Origin of the sequence: Halomonas sp. CH40 (genome assembly GCA_041875495.1) — a bacterium.
In the GTDB taxonomy this organism is placed as follows: Bacteria; Pseudomonadota; Gammaproteobacteria; order Pseudomonadales; family Halomonadaceae; genus Vreelandella.
On record CP112982.1, the window covers coordinates 3,315,752 to 3,335,701 of the forward strand.

General features: G+C 58.3%; 15 protein-coding genes. 1 reads left to right on the top strand and 14 read right to left on the bottom strand.

Going from position 1 to position 19,950, the window contains the following annotated elements; genetic code table 11:
• The 14 genes from OR573_15125 to OR573_15190 all read right to left on the bottom strand — a co-directional run bounded on the left by OR573_15125 (position 1) and on the right by OR573_15190 (position 19,412).
• The gene (locus OR573_15125; GenBank protein ID XGA79790.1) at positions 1-270 is read right to left on the bottom strand and encodes a hypothetical protein; all 270 of its coding nucleotides are present in this window, start codon (positions 268-270) and stop codon (positions 1-3) included.
• A 2-nt stretch (positions 271-272) separates the two neighbouring features.
• Complete coding sequence (locus OR573_15130) at positions 273-2,978, bottom strand: chemotaxis protein CheA (protein ID XGA79791.1); 2,706 nt, start codon at positions 2,976-2,978, stop codon at positions 273-275.
• A complete protein-coding gene (locus OR573_15135) occupies positions 2,975-3,373 on the bottom strand; it encodes a response regulator (protein ID XGA79792.1) in 399 nt (132 codons plus the stop codon). The genes OR573_15130 and OR573_15135 overlap by 4 nt, the downstream gene beginning before the upstream one ends.
• Positions 3,348-4,262 carry a protein-glutamate O-methyltransferase CheR gene (locus OR573_15140; GenBank protein XGA79793.1) on the bottom strand — a complete coding sequence of 305 codons (915 nt, stop codon included), beginning with the start codon at positions 4,260-4,262 and terminating at the stop codon, positions 3,348-3,350. Before OR573_15140 ends, OR573_15135 begins: the two co-directional genes overlap by 26 nt.
• Positions 4,255-4,929: a HEAT repeat domain-containing protein gene (locus OR573_15145; protein ID XGA79794.1), complete on the bottom strand. Its 675-nt coding sequence runs from the start codon at positions 4,927-4,929 to the stop codon at positions 4,255-4,257. The genes OR573_15140 and OR573_15145 overlap by 8 nt, the downstream gene beginning before the upstream one ends.
• Positions 4,930-4,948: 19 nt before the next feature.
• Entirely contained in the window at positions 4,949-6,028 is a 1,080-nt protein-coding gene (locus OR573_15150; GenBank protein ID XGA79795.1) for a chemotaxis response regulator protein-glutamate methylesterase, read from the bottom strand.
• An 18-nt stretch (positions 6,029-6,046) separates the two neighbouring features.
• A complete protein-coding gene (locus tag OR573_15155; GenBank protein ID XGA79796.1) occupies positions 6,047-7,618 on the bottom strand; it encodes a chemotaxis protein CheW in 1,572 nt (523 codons plus the stop codon).
• Positions 7,619-7,644: 26 nt separating this feature from the next.
• Positions 7,645-9,555: a methyl-accepting chemotaxis protein gene (locus tag OR573_15160; GenBank protein XGA79797.1), complete on the bottom strand. Its 1,911-nt coding sequence runs from the start codon at positions 9,553-9,555 to the stop codon at positions 7,645-7,647.
• Between the two features lie 308 nt (positions 9,556-9,863).
• Positions 9,864-11,078 (bottom strand): HDOD domain-containing protein, encoded by a 1,215-nt coding sequence (locus OR573_15165; protein ID XGA79798.1) that lies wholly within the window; start codon positions 11,076-11,078, stop codon positions 9,864-9,866.
• Positions 11,079-11,204: 126 nt separating this feature from the next.
• On the bottom strand, positions 11,205-12,938 hold the full coding sequence (locus tag OR573_15170; protein XGA79799.1) for a response regulator: 1,734 nt from the start codon (positions 12,936-12,938) through the stop codon (positions 11,205-11,207).
• A gap of 110 nt (positions 12,939-13,048) precedes the next feature.
• On the bottom strand, positions 13,049-13,573 hold the full coding sequence (locus OR573_15175; GenBank protein XGA79800.1) for a molybdopterin-dependent oxidoreductase: 525 nt from the start codon (positions 13,571-13,573) through the stop codon (positions 13,049-13,051).
• Between the two features lie 181 nt (positions 13,574-13,754).
• Complete coding sequence (locus OR573_15180; GenBank protein XGA79801.1) at positions 13,755-16,046, bottom strand: response regulator; 2,292 nt, start codon at positions 16,044-16,046, stop codon at positions 13,755-13,757.
• A gap of 55 nt (positions 16,047-16,101) precedes the next feature.
• Positions 16,102-17,229 (bottom strand): FIST C-terminal domain-containing protein, encoded by a 1,128-nt coding sequence (locus OR573_15185; protein XGA79802.1) that lies wholly within the window; start codon positions 17,227-17,229, stop codon positions 16,102-16,104.
• Between the two features lie 116 nt (positions 17,230-17,345).
• Positions 17,346-19,412, bottom strand: a complete 2,067-nt coding sequence (locus tag OR573_15190) for an EAL domain-containing protein (protein ID XGA79803.1) — start codon at positions 19,410-19,412, stop codon at positions 17,346-17,348.
• 173 nt (positions 19,413-19,585) lie between these two features.
• Here OR573_15190 and OR573_15195 point away from each other — a divergent pair, with 173 nt between their 5' ends.
• Positions 19,586-19,936 (top strand): Hpt domain-containing protein, encoded by a 351-nt coding sequence (locus OR573_15195; GenBank protein XGA79804.1) that lies wholly within the window; start codon positions 19,586-19,588, stop codon positions 19,934-19,936.
• The last annotated feature ends 14 nt before the right edge of the window (positions 19,937-19,950 follow it).

Genomic DNA, 19,950 nt, shown 5'->3' on the forward strand with positions numbered 1-19,950 from the left:
TTACCCCTGCCCTTGAGTACTGCCTGGCGTCAGTGCGCTTTCCAGCACGCTGGCAAGCCAGGGGTCACCGGGCAGCGGATCAAGCTTGGTGCCCGCCATTTGATGAGCGGCCAGGATCACCTGTAATACAGCACTGTGCAGGTAATCACAGTGGCGTAGGTTCAGGCTCGCAGTGGGGTGCTCCAGCAGCCAGCCGTGCAGGGTTTCGGCATCCTCGACTTCGCAGGCGCCGCTTAGCACCGCGCTGCGGCGTTTGAATTCAATCGGCATGTTTATACGTCTCCTTGAGCGCTGGCCAGAGCCGGTGGCGACAGCAAGGCCGCCAGGTTGATGATCAGCAATACCCGGCCATCGCCCATCAGGGCGCTGCCGGAATACAACGAGTAACCGGCCATGATGCCTTCCATGGGCTTTTGCACGATATCCATCCCCTGGCGGAAGTCATCAATCACCAGCCCCACCTGCTCACCGTTGTGTTCAACAATCAGCACGGCCTCTTCCTGGCCCGCCTCGGCGGCTTCCAGGCCGAGCAGTGAGCGCATGCGCTTGAGCGGAATCAGCTTGTCGCGCAGAACGATATTTTCGCTGCGCTTGATGCGATGGATGGCACTGGCGGGCACCCGCACGGTTTCGCGAATGCTGGTCATGGCGATGCCATAGTCCTGCTCGCCAATCTTCACCATCATCACCCGCGCTACCGCCATGGAAAGCGGTAGCAGAATACGCAGCGTGGAGCCCTTACCAGGCTCGCTGGCCACGCTGATGGTGCCCCCTGAGGCGGCAACGGCGGTGCGCACTGCATCCATCCCCACGCCCCGCCCGGAAATATCCGAGACTTGTTCAGCCGTCGACAGGCCGGCGGCAAAGATCAGCTGCAGCGCTTCCTGATGGGTGATGGAGTCAAGCTTCTGTTCATCGATCAGCCCGCGCTGATAGGCTTTGTGCTTGAGCTTTTCGGCATCAATACCGCGTCCGTCGTCGATCACTTCAATCAGCACCTGATCATCCAGCGCCTGGGCGCGCAGCTTGATCATGCCTTTGGCGGGCTTACCCGCCGCCTGGCGCTCAGCCGGGCTTTCCAGGGCATGATCCAGGCTGTTACGCACCAGATGCACCAGCGGATCGGCCAGATGATCGACCACGTGCTTGTCGGCCTCGACGTCTTCGCCTTCAAGCACCAGCTCGGCGTTTTTGTCGAGCTTGCGGGTCATATCGCGCACCAGCCGTGGGAAGCGCTGGAAAACCACTGATAGCGGCACCATGCGCGCGCCCATCACCGCCTGCTGCATACGGTCAGCGATGCGGTCAATATTGGCGTAGTGGCTGGTCAGTTCCTTGGCAACCGCCTTGGACGTCATGCCTTCGCTGGCATGCTTGGCCAGAAATGGCAGTGCATTTTTGGCCACCACCAGCTCACCGGCCAGGGTCATCAGCTCATCAATGCGCTGTTGTTCAACCCGAATGGTATGGCTTGGCGCATGGGCTTTTTCAGCTTTTTCAACAGGCTCAGAAGAGCGATCTGGCAAGGCGCTGGGCGCAGGTTTGCTCGCTGCCAGCGGCGGCGCAGCGGCAGACGTGGGCTGCGCTGGCGGCACCAGCCTGCCTTCCAGCCAGCTGGCCAGAGGCTGGCTGTGCTGCTGTTCCCGCGCCGCTTGCAGGGCCGCCTCAAAACCGGCTCCCGGTGCCTGTTCCAAGTGCCCCAGCATACGCCGTATTACCTCTTCCACTGCGGCCAGGCGCGGGGCGAAAAGCGCTTCGCTTGCCGAGGTTTGCAACACTTCCACTTGCTGCTGGAGTACCTGATAGACCATGGCGATATGATCATCAGCTGCCTCAAGAGTCGGCGGCTGCTCTGACGATGCCGTTTGGCTCAACGGGCCTGCCTGACGCGGCTCACGAGGCTGGTAATCATCGCCAGTGGCAAGGGCATCAAGCAGGCCGAGAATCACTTTCTGCGGTGGCGCAGGCAGGCGCAGGGCCAGCGCCAGCCAGTGGACAATACTGTGTTGATAAAGGCGTTCACCGCACAGTTCACGCAGCGGAGCAAGCCGCTGGCCCAGCGCCTGCCAGTCGGCGGCTTCCGCCAGCGGCAGGGCCTCATCAGCAAAGGGCACAAACAGCTCATCGTCGCTTTCGCCCTGTTCACCTTCTGGGTGGATCAGCACCTCAGCGGGCAGCGTGGAGACCTGAAGCGATTCTGCCAGGTAACGAAAATGATGCTGAACAGCCACTTCGTCAGCCAGCGCCAGCAGCCTGATATCCAGCACGCAGCGAAACGGATCCAGTGCTTCCAGGAGTGGCCATGGCTCGCGCGGGGTGATGTGGAGCGCTTGCAGGCCGTCCAGGGTCTTGACGCTTTGCAGCGGGTCGTGGCCCTGGAAGAAACACTCTTCAGGCGGCGTAAAGACCACTTCCAGCAGAGAGGTTTCAGCCTTGGCAAGATAGCCCTCAAACAGTGCCCGGCGGCGGGCATCAGGCAGCTCACGCACCCACAGCGGTGCGCTGGCAGCAGGTAATGTGACGGCCGCTGCCGTATCAGGCGCGATGTGAACACTTGGTTCAGGCGTGGCGGTGGGCGCTCCGCCGGGGGCGGCCTGAAACGCCTGATTCAAGGCACCAAGCTGCTCAGCCAGCTGCACCGGGGCCGAGGCCGGTAGCGCCTCGCTGGCTTCGATGCTGTCAAGCCACTGGGTGGCGACATCCAGGGCATCGAAGATGCAATCGGTCAGTTCCGGCGTCAGCGCCAGGGTGTGGTCGCGCACCTTATCCAGACCATCTTCAATCACATGCAGCAGGCGGCTGAAATCACTCAGGTTGTCAAATAGCCCCGATGCGCCCTTGATGGTATGCATGGCGCGAAACAGCTCATCCAGCAGTTCGCTGTCAGCAGGTGTCTTTTCAAGCGCTAATAGGCAGCGGCTGGCCACTTCAAGGTTATCCCGGGCCTCGTTGATAAACGACTGCAGCAAGGGGTTCATCGGGCACCTCCCTCAGCGCTAAGCGGTTCAGGCGGCGTCAGCAAAAGCGTTACCAGCTGCTGAAGGTACTCGGGTTCCGTCGGCTTGATGAGGTACAGGTTGGCACCGGCGCTAAAGGCCCGCGCGCGGTCATGGTACTGCGCTTCGGTGCTGATCATGACAATCGGCACCTGGCCCAGACGGGCATCACCGCGCACGGCCTGTACAAAACGGTAGCCGTCCATCTTGGGCATGTTAACGTCCACCAGCATCAGGTCTATGTCTGCGCTGGTCATACGCTCCAGGCCTTCCACGCCGTTTTCCGCCTCAATGACGGCATGGCCCAGCGCTTCCATAAGTTCGCGGTGGTAGAGGCGAACCGTGACGGCATCATCGACGATCAATACGGTTTTCACCCGGCACTCCTTGAGGTTGGTTGAGATGGCCACTGACAGGCTTTTGATAGGCCAGCGCCTGGGCAAATTTGCGCACGGTAAATAGCGACGAAATGCGGCTCATGGATTCCGAGTGGCCAAGAAAGATCAGCCCACCGGGTGTGAGCGCATCAAAGAATACTTCTGCGGCGCGTCGCCGTGCGGCGTCGTCAAAGTAGATCAACAGGTTGCGGCAGAAGATAATGTCGAAATCGCGGTAGCTGCGCGTCTGTTCCAGGTCAGACAGATTGACCTTGGTGAAGGCAATAGCATCGCGCACCTCAGCATTCAGCTGCCAGCGCTCGCCTTCCAGCGCGGTAAAGTAGCGCTTGCGGATGCGGTCATCGACGTGCATCAGCGAGCGCTTGCTGTAAATCCCGGCCTGGGCCTTGGCCAGCACTCGGGTATCAATATCCGAGGCGACAATTTCAACATCCGTATTGGCCAGCGCCGGCCAGTGCTCCAGCAGCATCAGGGCAATGGAATAGGGCTCTTCACCGGTGCTTGAAGGTATCGACCAGATCTTCAGCGTCTCGCCGTGCCCACGCGCTCGGCGGCGTTCTTCCAGCGCTTCGCTGACCAGACATTCAAACTGGTACTTTTCGCGCATGAAGTAGGTCTCGTTGACCGTCATCACGTTCACCAGGTGCTGGAACTCATCGCCCCTGGCCTCAAAGCGCACAAAGGTAAAGTAGCTGCGAAAGCTGTCATGGCCGGTCATACGCATGCGTTCAAACAATCGCTTATCGACGAAATAGCGCTTGCTGTCTTCGAAGAACAGCCCAGTGCGGCGGTAGAAATAATCGCGAAAGCGGGCAAATTCTGCTGGCGTTATCGGCTGGGTGGCCGTGTGTCGAACCGTTTCAACCATGCGGTGCATCCTTGTCATCGGCAGGAGGATCCATACGCTCCAGCGCTATCCGGGTGGCAAAACGCAGATAGGTGGGCAGGTCGGGGCGCGCCAGCAGCCGTTCCAAGGCAGGCCGCATCTCGGCGGTGCCCAGCTCGGTGGCCCGGTCTACGGCGGCACCCAGCACGTTGGCATGGGATTCCTGCATCAACACCCGGGTGATCCACGCCGGTGCCTGCGGATGCGGTAGCGCCCGTAGAATATCCAGCGCAAAGATGCGCACATCGGCATCGTCATCTTCCAGTAACTGATCCAGATGCGGTGCTACCTGCTCCGGTAGTGACTGCAGAAGGTCAATGGCTTCGTTGCGCAGCACGGCACTTTCCGAACGCAGCAAAGTGATCAGGCCGTGAGTGACGGTGGCAGAAGCCTCAGAGGACGGCGCGCGGTGGGCAATCTGCTCCAGGCTGCAGAACAGGGCTTCGCGCACACTTTCATCATTCTCGACTTCCAGCGCCGCCAGTAAGTGTTCGGCTGTCTCGGGGGCGTTGCCCAGGTCGCGGGCTGCCCAGCGGCGGATGGGAGCCTGTTCAGCGCTGAGTTCCACCAGCAGATGGGCAGCGTCACGCGGGGCGTGGCGTAGTTCCTGGGGATCGGGCTTTGCTGTATCGGGACGTTTTAGCGCCATGCTACACCTCGTATGATTGTCATCCCGCCGCGCTGACCCAATCGATCAACTGCTCGGCTATCGCCTCCTGCGGCAACACCGCAGTGGCACCCTGGCGCTCAACGAGCGCACGCGGCATGCCGTACACCACGGCACTGTCTTCGTTCTCGGCAATCGTCAACGCACCGCGACGATGCGCCTGAGCCATTTCTTCGGCACCGTCGTCGCCCATGCCGGTCAGTTGTACGCAGATCAGCTCGCGGTCACGAAACACCTCGCGGGCGGACGCCATCAAGCGGGTAATACTCGGATGCCAGAGATGCCCGTCTGAGGCGGGTATGCTGATCATGCGTACATTACCCGCGCGTTTGACAATACGCGCATCGGCATCGCCACGGGCGATATACACATGGCCCGGCTCCAGCAGCGCCGGGCCACGCACTTCCCTGACCTCCAGCGCGCACTGACGATCAAGGCGCTCGGCAAATGGCTTGGTGAAATGCGCGGGCATATGCTGGGCCACGACAATCGGCACCGGAAAATCTTCTGGCAGCTCACGCAATATGCTTTCAAGAGTACTTGGCCCGCCGGTCGAGACGCCGACCACCATCAGCTTGTAGCGGCAGCCCAGGCTGTGTCTCAGCGAGCGGCGCGGCGCTGGCGGCTGGGCATCACGCGCTTGGCGACGCTGCACCTTGCTGGCAATCGGGCGCCGCTGCTGGGCTGCCGCACGGACTTTTGCCTGCAGTTCCTGCTCCACATCGCGCAGGTTGAGCGAGACGGTGCCGTCGGGTTTGTTGACGTAGTCAAAGGCGCCCAGTTCCAGCGCTTCAAAGGTGGCAAGTGCGCCTTTTTCGGTCAGCGACGAGACCATGATCACCGGCAGGGGGGATTCCACCATGATGTGGCTCAGGCAGGTCAGCCCATCCATGACCGGCATATTGATATCCAGCGTGACCACGTGCGGCGCAAAGCTTTTCAGCTGCTCAAGGGCGTCCTGGCCATCTCGCGCCGTCGCGGTGATGATGTCGCCGACGCTTTCCAGCATCTGCCTGAGCTGACGCCGCATCAGCGCCGAATCATCCACGATCAATACCTTGAGCGGCTCGTCTAACGGCATAAACACATATCCTGCAGGTTAGGTGCTGGCACCTGAAATGTCGGCGTTGTCACCGGCGTCGGCGCTGTCCAGCAGCGCCTGCTGTTCATCGTGGCTCATCAGGGCATCGATATTCAGCAGCTGGATCAGCTGGTTGTCCGGCGTGCGCACGACCTCGCCCAACAGCCGCTGCTGGGCTGCGGAAAGGCGCGGTGCCGGTTCGATAGTGTGGCGCTGCAAGCGGCGCACTTCGCTGACGGTATCGACCACAAAGCCGGTGGTCACGCCATCAAGATTAAGCACCAGGATGCGCTGACGCTCATTATTGGTGATCCGCGACAGGCCAAAACGGGCGCGCATATCCACTACAGGCAGCACGCTACCGCGCAGATTGATCATCCCTTCGATAAAGTCCGGGCTCTTCGGCACATGATAGAAACGCTCGGGCAGGCGGGTGATTTCCTGTACCTGTTCAATCGAAATGCCGTATTGCTGATCGTTCAGGGTGAAGACCACCAGTTGGCACTCATCGGAAATTTCATCGACAGCAGATTCTTCTGACATGACATCCTGCTCCTGGTGTGAGTTCGACGGATCCTGGCGATTGTCCAGCGCCAGGGCGCCCGCGTCGGCGAATAACGGGTCGGTTGCCAGCAGGCTAAGCAGCCTCTGCCCTTCATCCAGACGACAGATGGCGGCGACATCCTGCATATCAGGGTCACGGGCCAGCACCTCGGGCACCGGCTCCAGGCGTTTTTCTTCCAGGCGAACCACTTCCTTGACCTGATCGACGGCCAGCGCCAGGCGCACACTGCCACGCCGCAGAACAACCACTACCTGGTCGCTGGCAACCTCAATCTGCGCCAGCGCCAACAGGGTGCGCAGCGAAAACAGCGGGAATGTCTTGCCACGCCGCGACATCAGCCCCAGCACATGCGGCGGCGCCTTGGGCGTGTGGCTAATCTGCTCGGGGTAACGCAGCACTTCCTGAACATCGCCAAGGCGGAAGGCATACTCCTGGCCATCAACCTCAATGCTGACCAGCTGGGTCAACTCTTCACTCTCGCCGTTGGCGGCCAGCGCCTGATTGGCCGCGCTGCCCACACTGGCCAGGGCGCCCGCCACGCTGCTGTCATCGCCGCTGAATTCGCGCGCCATCAGCGCTTCCAGGTCAAGCAGCTGCAAAAGGCTCTGCTGCTCGCCTTCCAGGCGGTAGATACCGGTCAGCAGTTCAGTGTCCACACTGCCAATATCGGCCGCCGCTTCAATGCGCTGGCTGTCCAGCGTCAGCACCCGGTCAACGTGATCCACCACCATGCCCACGCTCTGGCCCATGTCCAACAGCAGCACGCGGCTGGCGTCGTCGATCTCAGTGCGCCCCATGCCCAGCAGCGCACGCAGATCAATAATCGGCGAAACGCTGCCCCTAAGCCCGGCCAACCCCAGCAGCGACGGGGGAGTTAACGGCACCTCAACCGGCGTCTGATAGCGCATGATCTCCAGCACCTGGGACATAGGCAGCGCGAAAAGCTCGTCTCCCAATGCAAAACTGACGACCTGCACCAGAGCATCTTCCGCGCTGGAAGCGTCTTGTTGCGGTATTGCAGCCATACTCTGCCCTCCTGTCGGCGCGGCGATCAGTTGCTCTGCATCTCATCGGCGATGGAGGCAATTTCCTCAACTGATGCAGCCAGTTCTTCAATGCCCTGGCTTTGCTGGTCAGCAGCGGTCGATGCTTCACGCACACTTGAAGCGGACTGCTCCGCGGCAGTGGCAATCTGCTCCATGCCTTTTTTGCTTTGAGTCACTGCGACGATAATCTCGCTGCCGGTTTCATCCACGCGGGTGGCGGCATCCTGCAGTTCGCGGCGCAGTTTGCCCAGCGCATCAATATCGTTGAGCACCTGTTCAGTCCGCGCCACGTCGGCTTCCACGGTAGCCAGCGAAGCGTCCAGGTCACTGGCAACCGCGTCGGCCTGGTCCTGAATACGGCGCACCAGATCCTGCACCTGTTCAACATTGGTAGAGGCGTCATCAGCAAGGTTCTGGATATCTCCGGACACCACCGCAAAGCCCTTGCCGTATTCCCCGGCACGGGCGGCTTCCACCGCGCCGTTCACCGCCAGCATGCCGGTCTTGATGGCAATATTGGCGATGGCATTGGCAATCTTGTCGATCTGGCGGTTGAGGCGCTGCACATCGCGCACGTTTTCCAGGTTGCGCCGCGACGCGGCCAGGTCGTCGCGGATCGCTTCAAACATGGTGTTGACGTTGGTCTGGTTCTCGTCAAGCTGCTCGCTGATCGCGGTGATGCTGGTAGACGCCTGATTGGCGCGCTTATCGCTGACCTTGACCGCCTCTTCAATCTGGCTGATCGCTGCCAGGCCCTGCTCTGCCGCTGAGGCGCCCTGCTCGGCACCGGCCAGAATTTCCTTCAACGCGGTTCCCACTTCCCGGGCGCCGCGGTTGAGCTCTTCAATCGAAGCGGACAGTTCTTCTGCGGTTGAGGCGACGTTCTCGGCGCTCTTGGCCACATCGGTGCTGCCACGCAGTTCATCAGCCACTTCTTCAAGCTCGGTCGCCGCTTCTTCAGCACCGTGCAGCGCCCGGCCCTGTTCAGACAGCGAGTTCACCACTTCTTCGGCAGCGGCGGCCTGCTGATCAGACGCTGAGGCCACGCTTTCAGACCCCTGCTCAAGGTCGTCCACTGCGCGGCTGACTTCCTCAACGCTTTCATTGACATCCCGGGCGCCGCGATTGACGTTGCGGATTTCCTTGAGAATGTCGTCGAAGCCTTTCTCAATGACGTCGCCGTTTTTAATCTGCTCTTTAGCTGAGGCTGCTGAATGCTTGACGGCACTGCCTGCCGCGTCGCTCTTCTCGCGAATCTTGTTGACCAGATCGGTGATTTCGGTGGCGCTACGCTCAGCGCCTTCTGCCAGGGTACGCACCGTATCGGCGACGACCGCAAAGCCCTTGCCGTGACGCCCGGCACGCCCTGCCTCGATAGCCGCATTGAGCGCCAGCAGGTTGGTCTGGTCAGCAATCCGCATGACCTGGCGCGCAGCTTCATTGATCTCACCGGCCTGCTCTTCCAGGCGTTCCATCAATCCCTGAGAGCTTTCCTGACGCTTTGCAGTGGCACGCAGGCTTTCCACCAGCGAGAGAATTTTCTCACCGGCTTCATCAGCGCGCTGATTGGCCTGTTCGGCCAGTTTGCGCGCCGAGACCGCTGCTTCGGATTGCATTTTGACCTGTTGGGCAATACTGCGTACCGCGGCCAGGCTTTCCTGGCTCGCCGATGACCCCTGTTCCGCACCGGAGGCAATTTCCTGCACCGCTTCACTCAGCTGATCCCGCGCCCGGCCGGATTCCGTAATACCCGCCGCCAGCTGCTGGGCGGCACTGGCCACACGCTCGGCAGACTGTTGCTGCTTAGCCAGCGTGCGGGCACGCCGACGGTGCTGCTCTGTCGCCCGGGAGGCGTCATTCTCTTGGGGAAGGGACGTAGAAGACGTGCGGGTCGTCATACTCTTTTTCAGGGCCATGGGCATGCCACCTTATAGCTATACGATTAGGGCGCTACAAAAGCTCGGACAGAACAGGGTGCACAGCCCAAGCCAAAGCAAAATTCACGTCAGTTATGGATCAGCGCAACTCATGTCAGCCACTTTTTCAGGACGACTGGATGATGGAAGCGCGCAGTAAAATTATGTTAATTGAGGGGATTGTAAAACAATATTTCTGTTGTGAATGTCACGAATTGTCAAAATTGCTCCACGCACATCGTGTCGATGATGCGCTCAGTCAAGGCCACGTACGCCAGCAGGTGGACACACGCCATGCACCACCTTGTCTAACGCGTCTCACTCAGCAGCGTTTCGGCCCAGGCAACGGCGGCCAGGTAGTCTTCATTCAGCAGGGCGATGATCTTGGCGCTGAGCTGGCCAAGCTCTCCACGTTCAAAACGCTCCACCAGTAAAAGCAGTTTTCCCAGGCTGCCTTCACGGGTGAGAAGTGCCTGTTTAACCTCGTCTGCCAGAGGAATCGACCCGATCAGCGACTGCATGCTTTCACCTTCTACCTGCCCAATCAGCGACAGCAGCCCGAGAGTAAAGGCGGTACTCTCGTCAACATCTTTCAGGCGTTGGGCAACCTGACGACAGACCCCAGCGCGAATCACCACTTGCCTGAGCTGAAGGCTCTGCACCGGGTCGTTGCGCGACAGCGATAGTGCTGCGGCCATGGAGGTCAAACGCTGGGTGCCAAGCAGCTGGATGGCTTCGCGCAGGCTGCTGATCGGCCGCACCAGGTTGGCATGAGCGGCGGAATTCAGCTGACGAAACACCAGATTGCATAAATGCGGGTGCTGGGCCAGCAGGCTTTCAAGCCGGGCGTGATCCGGTTCGGTCAGGGCCAGTTCCGCCAGCAACTGCATTTCTGCCGCGGGGTTGCTGGAGCGCCGACGGTTAAGCGGCTGCACATGGTTGGGCGGTGAAAATACATAGCCCTGAAACAGATCAAAGCCTGCCAGGCGCGCCTGCTTCAACTGGGCACGGCTTTCCACGAAGGTGGCTATCAGCTGCAAGCCGCTACGGCGGTAGCGGGCTGGCCAATCCTTCGCGTCCTCACGGCGGATATCAACCTTGAGAAAATCAGCCGCCTGCAGCACCCCATCACCGTCGCTGAGCAGCAAGGTGTCATCAATACAGATGCGATAGCCTTGCGCGCGCAGCGTTTCAAGACGCGCCAGTATGTCCTGCTCACTCAGCAGATGGAGCGGAATTTCCGCCACCAGGCGCTGAGTGGGCAAAGGCATGATATCCGGGTTGGCAACCCACTCAGCGGTGGCATTGAAAAACAGGCAGCGCTCACCGACCAGCGCCTGCAGGCCCACTTCGTAGAAGGCCGTGGCACAGGCTCTGGCCGTTGCCAGCAGCGGGTCGTCAATCCGGACGCTATCTGCCCCCGGAGACGCGCGATATAAAAGCTCATCTGCCACATGGTGAAACTGTCTGTCGCAGATAGGCTGAATCGCTACGCTGTAACCGGATTCAGCGGTCTTATCCAAGGCGCCTCCTTGTCGTTTTTCCAATCATCAATCATCGGTGAGGGCTGCATCAGAGTCTCGCAACACCAAGGGCGAGCCCTTTATACAGTGGCAAACCACCACGGCCCCCCTCGGCTGGGTAGGTATTTACGATCTTGCAACCGTCAGGTAATGGTTAATGGTATTGCGCAGCTCAGTGACCTTGACGGGTTTGGTGATCACCGCCTGCATCCCCGAATCAAGGCAGCGCAAGGCATCTTCCGGCATGGCGTTGGCGGTCATTGCCAGTATCGGCAGGGTTTCACCCCGTGCGCGCAGCTGCCGGGTGGCTTCGGTGCCATCCATCACCGGCATCTGCATATCCATCAGTACCAGGTCAAAGTGTTGGATCGCCAGGATATCGAGCGCTTCCTGGCCGTTCTCCACCACGCTAACGGCGTGGCCAAGCTTGGTGAGCTGCTTGCGCGCCAACATCTGGTTAACCGGGTTATCTTCCACAACCAGTATGTTGGCACACAGGCTGGGGGCTTCCGGCTCGCTAGGAGCGACAGGCGCCATGGGCTCGGCGGTTTTAAAGGTTAGCTGGAAGGAAAACCGGCTGCCGCCATTTGGTTTGCTTTGCAGCTCGATATGGCCGCCCATGGCTTCGACCAACTGCTGGCTGATCACCAGCCCCAATCCTGTGCCTTGGCGGCGCCGGGATAATGAGCTGTCTACCTGTGAAAATGGTTGGAACAACTTGGACTGCTGCTCTTCAGTCATGCCGCAGCCGGTATCGGTAATGCTGAAGAAAACGCGCAGCTGATCTGCGTGATGCTGGGCAATCACATCCAGCGCCACGCTGCCTTCATCAGTAAACTTGAAAGCGTTGTTGAGCAGGTTCATCAGCACCTGGCGCAAACGGTCCGGGTCGGCGACAACGACCCCCAGCTCTTCAGGCCGGTCGCAGTAAAACATCACCGAGGTGTTTTCAGCACGCAGCCGGTAGCTGTAGCAAAGCGTATGCAAACACTTGTCCAACGAGAACGGCCGCGGCGCCAATGCCAGCTTACCAGCGGCAATACGTGAATAATCGAGAATATCGTTGATCACGGTAGAAAGCGCTTCAGTGCTGGCGCGCAGGGTGTTCAGGTAGTCGCGGCCTTTCTCAGTGCGTACCACCTCTTCTTCGAGCAGGTCGGTCAGGCCGACAATGCCATTCAGCGGCGTGCGCACTTCATGACTGACCACGGCCATGAAATCAGATTTGGCCTGGCTGGCTTTTTCAGCCTGCTGTTTGGCTTTTTTCAGCTGAGCATTGGTTTCGCTCAGCGCCCGCTGACGCGACTCCAACGATAGCCGCTGATGGCGCAGCTGAAAGAGCAGAATCAAACCCGCCAGCATGGTCAAAGCCACCAGCACCAGCGATGAACGTATCAGGGTATACAGGGCTTCGCGGTCACGTTGGCGCTGGCCGGCAAAATACAGATTGGTACGTACCGCCAAGGCACCCGTCGCCTCCTGTATTTCAGCGAACAGTTGATCAAGCGTTTCGCGCTGTGCAGGCAGGGATTCCGGCGTCAGCGCTTGCATCGTTCCATCCACCGCCTTGATATCGGCCAGCATGGTATCAATGCTATGCCCGCGCAATTCGACCCTGTGTATCAGCTCGGCCACTTGCCCTCGCTCTATAACCCTCAAGCGGCTGTAGAGGATATCGTAGGCAAGCGTTAGCTCTGCCAAGGAGTCCGGGGTCGCCTTGAGCAAGGCAATGCGTACATCCTGCAGTTCACGATCAAGCTGATAGGAAGCCCACAAGGCGTCTTCCAGCAGGCGCTTGTCCGAGGCCTGGTGCTTGTATAGAGCGATACCTCCCAAGGTCATGGAGGCAAGAAAAAGCACGCTGATTCCCAGTACAGACCAGAATCGCTCGCGAATCATGGAACACAGAAATGTCTTTATACGACCTATATTCATCCAAGCCATTCGGTATTGCCCTCAGCGTGTCAAGTTCAGGGCACCAGCAACCGATTGACCTGCCAGACAGAGCGCGAGTAGATGATTTCCTGGTGCAGGTCAGCGTCACTGTCGAAAGGGTAAATAACAAAGACCGGACCATGTTCGCGTACGCTCATCGGCTCGCCATTGGCATGGGTGGCCAGAATAACGTCGTATTCATAGAAATCTGCTACCGGAATTTCCGCTTCGTAATCATTCAGGGCAATCGCAATCACGCTATCGCCCTGAGCATCAACGGCTTCAAGCACTGACCTTGCCAGCGGGCCACTAAAGGTAATGGTTTCATCATGCCAGGGTGTTGCCGTCACCGTGGTGTGCATGCCCAGTTCAGAGAACATCGCATGGTCAAACACCGCCCGTTCGCCCTGATTGGTTGCACCGATATCACCGCTGACGGTGAGTACCGCCTGGCCGGTGGGCGCCTCCAGCGCGCTACTGGTCGATACCATAGCTGCCCACACGGCAGCGCTATACAGCATGCATAGCGCGGTGCGCTGGAAAGGCCGTAAAAAAGACATAGAAGTTTCCTCGTTTGGCACAGTATTTGAAATTGTGTTTGAAATTGCGTTTGAACATGGCGCTGAAACAGCGTTACTGAGGCGTTGATGAAACCACAAAGCAACACTGCTTAACAATTTTCAACGTTTTATCCTACGCGATTTTGAAGGCTGAAATGCAAATTTTTGCAACGTTACGCGCTCACACCGAGTTCGGACCTGACGACTTTGTATCAGCACTGCGGTGAGAAGATGGTTTGGGGGAGTCAGGGTCCGCAGAAGGCTCGGCCAATGCCAGGAAATCATCCAGCGTCATGGCGTCAGAGGCAGCCAGCGGCAAGCGTTCTGCCCGTGGTTGATAGACCCGCAGGATCTCACTTTTCAGACGCTGGAAATTGATCGGCTTGGTGACATAGCCTTGCATACCATCCGCCAGATAACGTTCCTGATCGCCTTTCATGGCGTTGGCCGTCAGGGCAATGATGGGTGTCTGCGGCAAGTCATTGAGGCGTTCAAACTCACGAATGGCATAGGTCGCCTGCACGCCGTCCATTACCGGCATCATGATATCCATCAGGATAATATCGAAACGGCTGTCGCGGACTTTTGCCACCGCTTCCTGCCCATTCAGAGCCAGTTCGCACTTTGCGTTGAGTTTATCCAGCAGTTTGAGAGCCAGTTTCTGATTGATCCGATTGTCTTCCACCAGCAAAACATCCAGTGGCACCTGCGGTTCATGTCCTGCATCCTTTTTCATCGGGGGTAACCCTGCACGGGTCTGGGCATCGCTCTCGGCCAGCACCTGCTGAAGGTCTCCAAGCGTCAGCGGCTTGGTCAGATACCCTGGGATACCCAACTCCGTGCAGCGCTGGGTATCACCTGCCAGGGCTGAAGAGGTCGCCAGATACAGGGCTGATGGCGCCACCAGGGATTCATCAAGCAGCTTGGCGGCCAGTTCATAGCCACTCATCCCCGGCATATGTACATCCACCAGTACCATGCTGAACGGGCGGTCGTCATCCTGAGCATGGCGCAGGCGGAACAAGGCTTCCGGGCCGCTGCTGCAAAGCTCAAACTCCACACCCAGCGCCTTCATCATGGCGCTGAAGACATCACGGTCCACCGGTTCATCTTCCACAAACAGCACCCGGTGGCGCTGCGCATCAAAGGTGGCCTGCATGGCCTTCGCGGGTGGCTGCGACAGCGTCAAGGGAACATCAAAGGTCACACAGGTGCCCTGCCCCAGCTGGCTGGTGGCAGAAATACTGCCGCCCATCAGCTCCACCAACTGGCGGGTAATGGCTAACCCAAGGCCGGTGCCTTCAAAACGCCGATTGGCCTTGCTGTCAACCTGTTCAAAGGCTTCAAAGATGCTGTCCACCTGCCCGTCAGGAATGCCAATGCCGGTATCTGTCACACTGAACGTCAGCCAGGCAAGCTGATCCGGGTGTTCCGCCAGCGCTTGAGGTGTCAGCTTCACATCCAGGCGAACATGGCCCCTATCAGTAAACTTGAGCGCATTACCCAGCAGATTGTTCAGCACTTGCTGGAAGCGCACCGGGTCTAACCATACGTAGCGCGGCAAGGCGTCGTCGAGGTGGTAGAACAGCTTGACGTTCTTGACCATGGCTCTGGGTGCCTGCGCTTTAATCACCTGCCCCAAATAGTGGTAGAGATCGGTGCTCTCAAGGCGCAGATCCAGCTTGTTGGCTTCGATCTTGGAAATATCCAGCAGCAAGTTGATGATTTCCAATAGATGCTCGGCGCTAACCCGGGCCAGATTCAGGTATTCCTGCTGCTCTTTTTCCAGTGACGTTTCCAGCACCAGCTCCAGCATGCCCATAACGCCGTTCATCGGCGTGCGGATTTCATGGCTCATGTTGGCCAGAAACTGGCTTTTGGCCATGTTGGCGGCCCTGGCCTGCTCAATCTGATGCTGCAACTCGCTTTCATACAGGCAGGCACGGGCGGCAACGGCGAGTTTTTCCATCAGCTTGGCAAGCGACATCAGCAGGCTGTGTGAAAACCCTTCACCTTTGCGATGTAGCAGCAGTACCCCAAATTCCGGCAATGCGAACACGTAGCGCTCGCCCTCCCCGTTAAGGTTAACAATACGCAGTGGCAGGCTGGCCGAAAAATCAGCCAGTTGCTGGCGGTTTTCAGGCAATTGCAGGCTAGCAATAAACGCTTGATGTTCAGGGCGCTTATTGAGCGTGCGGGGAATGCATAGCGCATAATTCCAGCTCAGCCGCTCCTGCTCGGCCATGCCCGCCATCAGCCTTTGACCTGGCTCTGGTGAAGAGGGCGCTGTGAACTGCAGTACACTGGCACTGACACAGTTCAGCGCACGCACCATGGTGCCCACGCTTTGGGTCAGCATGGGCGCAAGGTTCAGGCTTTGTCCGATCGACAAAGAAATCTCATACAGTAGTTCGGTTTCTGCCAGCTTGTTCACGCCGTTTCCAACCTGTTGTTCTCCACGTGTTGATGCCATACCTGCTGGCTCCCGGCAGTACCTAGCCGTTCTGACGGCACCCCTGAGCGAATGATCAACCCAGTACGCCCAGTACAATCGTCTTGTTATAGAACTCCAGGTAATCGCTACCGCTGTTGGCAATTTCTCCCAGCGTGAAGGCGCCGAATACTGATTCGCCCTGCCCGACAGCCTCCAGCTCCTGGGTCATGTCATCGCCCAGAAACAGCACGCGGGAGATACAGTCAATCAGCAGCCAGTCAGCTGACGTACGCCTTGAGCCCTGGTGCTCGGCCATGGCCTGCTCGCGGGCATGGGCTGCTGCGGCAATCAGGGTGCTCGGGTTACCATTAAGCAGCTTGATCATACAGCCTTCCGGCACTTCACCCACACAGGTCAACTCGCCCTGTTCGTTCATCATCAAGGGGTCGCGCACCACCATTTCAGCCCCTAGCCGCGAAATACCCAACGGGTAGGATTTAGCCACGGAAAAGAAGTTGTCGAGGCTGATATCCTGGCCGCTGTGGGCATGAATCATTCGTGCGTAGAAGGTCGCAGCAGGCTCCCAGTCAATGCTTTTTACCACATTGCGCTCGCTGGAAGTGACGGTAAACGCTTCGCTGACCGGCTCCCAGCCGTGGGTAACGCCAATGCTGCTGGGTACCGGCAGCAGCGCAATCAGCGCCGCGTCTTTTTTCAGGCCCTGCGGGGTGATCACGCAAGGGCGCTTTTCAAAACTTAACGAACCGGCACCGCCGCCAATAAAATTGTTTTCCAGCCCGAAGGTGTAAAACAGGCTTTCAATCAAGGCGTTGATACGCGATGCCAGCCCATCGACAATCACCAGGTAGGTCTGCTCGCCACTGGCTTCAGGCCAGCGCTCGGCCAATGGCAGCAACGCTTCTTCGTACTCGGCGTCCGCATCGCTCAACCCTTCAATCACACCAAGTTCGGGCGCTGCCTCCAAGCCTACCAGTAGCGTCCCTTTGATATGGTTACTGCCCTGATAGGCAATCTGCGGAAAGATACCGCCGGATACCGGCACCTCAGCGGCCTGCAAAAGAGGGTCAACGTCTTCCGGCTGCCAGCCGTTTTCATCGCAGGCCAATACCAGTATGGCGGCGACGTCGGCCTGGGATGCCAACGTCTGTAGTGATGCCGCAAACCCCTCCACAGTTCCACTGGAATCAAATTGTAATTGCATCGTGATTTCCTGTTGGTAAGCCAAGTCTTAGGGTGGTGATTTTAATGGTGTTGGTGAGCCACTATTTATTAGTTATTGAGTCGCGAGCAGCCGTTGACTTACGCTCCCTGGCCGTATCAGTTGGCCACGACTGCTTTGACATGGGCCTGCAGGAAAGCCAGGCAGGCTTGCGGTTCCATGGGTCTGGCCAGCAGAAACCCCTGAACGTCATCCACATCAAGCGCATCGAGATAGTCACGCTGGCGCTGGGTTTCTACGCCTTCGGCCACCGTCTTGAGCCCCAGGCCCTGACTCAGAGCCGTCAGTGAACGCACAATGGCACGATTTTGACGCGCTTCAGCGACATCAATGATAAAGCTACGGTCTATCTTTAGCGTATCAAGTGGAAAGCGCAGCAAGTATTCATAGGATGAGTGGCCGGTGCCAAAATCATCAATGGCAAGCTTGAACCCCAACTTCTTGAGTTCATAGAGGGTCGCAAGTGTGGCTTCCGGATTGCTCATGGCGGTGCTTTCAGTGATTTCCAATTCCAGCTGCTGGGGCTTTACATCATACTCAGCCACATACTGAGCAAGACGCTTGGCAAGCCCGGCCTGCTCAAACTGGCGCGCCGAGATATTGATTGCCATGGCAACCTCAACGCCCTCAGCCTGCCACTGCGCCAACTGGCAACAGGCCTCTTCGGCCACCCAGTCACCTACATCAATAATCAGGCCGCTTTCTTCCAGCAAAGGAATAAACTCACCGGGCGATACCACCCCACGCGTGGAATGACGCCAACGCAGCAAGGCTTCAACACCGATAAAGCGACCGCTGGAAAGCTGCTGTTGCGGCTGGTAAACCAGAAAGAACTCCCGGTTGCCCAGCGCTTTGCGCAGGTCATTTTCAAGGCTCAGGGCATTGGTATCGTCAAAGGCTTCAACATCGTGATAAAGCATCACCTTTTGACTGCCCGCATTATGGCGACAAAAACGCTGAGCCAGCAGGGCCGTTCGCAACAGCTCATCACTGTTACTGCCATCCTGAGGATACAGGCTGACACCCGCGGTGAAATCAACGAAGACCTCTTCACCCTTCACCTTGTGGGCGCGGGCCAGCGGCTGCATCCAGTTGTGGTAATAGGCCTGCATTTGCTTGCTATCCGTGTGAGGCATTGCCACCGCAAAGGTGTCTGCCTCCAGACGGCAAATCAGAGCCTCGTGGCCCAGGCTTTGTTTGAGGCGCTGGGCAAACATGGCCAGTACCTGATCACCGGCGTCAATCCCCAGCGCATCGTTAATCCGGTGCAGGCGGCTGATATCAATCACACCGATCGACCAGGTCACCTGTTTGCTGTCTTCCAGTTGCTCATCCAGCAGGTTCAAAAACAAGCGTCGCTTGGGCAGGTCGGTCAGGCCATCATATTCGGCAAGGTAGAGCGCTTTATCCTCAAATAACCGCAAAGCAGTGACATCCTGAAAGGCGCCAATCAGGAACCCCTCCTGGGTTTTGGGGCTACTTTGCAGGCGCACAACACGTTCGGCATGGCCCAGATACAGGGTGACTTCAAGGTTGAGGCCCTCCTGACCTTCCCGGGCAGCTTCCAGCGCGGTATCCAGGCGCAGCCCGTCGGTATCATTCAGCAGCACCAGCAGGGCCTGGCGATTTTCCGGCAACGCAGTGCAGTTCAGCACTTCGGCGGCATCTTCTGACCATGTCAGCGCATCATTGCTGAAATTCAGCTGCCAGAACCCCAGACGAGCCAGCTTGCAGGCACTGGCTTGCTCCATCTGTGCCTCGCGCAGGGCTTTTTCGCGCTCAGCCCCGCGCAGGGCATATTTGACCCGCTCCACCAGCAGCGGCAGATTGATCGGCTTGGTAATAAAGTCGGTGGCTCCCGACGTAAATGCCTGATCAATCGACGTGACATCGTCGGAACCGGTCAGCATCAAGAGCGGCCGCTCCTGATTGGCAATGCCCGCTTCACCATTACGTACCGCCTGAACAAATTCAAAGCCGTTACGCCCCGGCATACTGACATCCACCAGGGCAAGATCCGGGTTGCTTTCTTGCATCAGGCCCAATGCCTGCTCTACATCCGCCGCCTGAATGACCTGATAGCCGCGCTTTTTAAGGCCCGACGATGTTAACAGGCGCACGGTCGGGTCATCATCTACAACAAGTAGCGTCTGCGCTGGCGCCATGCGGTTACCTCAATGCTGTTATCGCAAATGGGGGTGAAAATAATAGTTGCGATTAGTGTAAACTCTCTCGACGCGTTATTTGTTAATGTTTGTTAATATTATAACGATAAACATCGTCGCATTCATTAATCTTCAAGTACATTTTCAAGACGTGCGGTTAGAAGAGAGCACTTATGACCCTGACACTCGACACCCTGCAAGAATTTGATACCAGCGCCGGGCTTGCCTATGCCGATGGCGATGAGGAACTTTATCGTGAAGTGCTGGCCATGTTCCACGAGCAGCTGAGCGATGAGTTTGCCCAATTACCAGAGCAACTGCGCCAAGGCTGCGATGACACTCTCGCCCGTCAGGTGCATACCCTGAAGGGGTCGGCGGGTTCTGTGGGCGCAACGCGTATTGAAGCCGTGGCCAAAGCGATTGATCAGGATTTCAAGGCAGGCAAGGTGCCCAACGATGAGCTTATAGACACCCTGCAGGCCTCGGTACAGGCGGCCAGCAATGAGCTGGCAGCGCTGGTCTGATGACGCTGCCCACT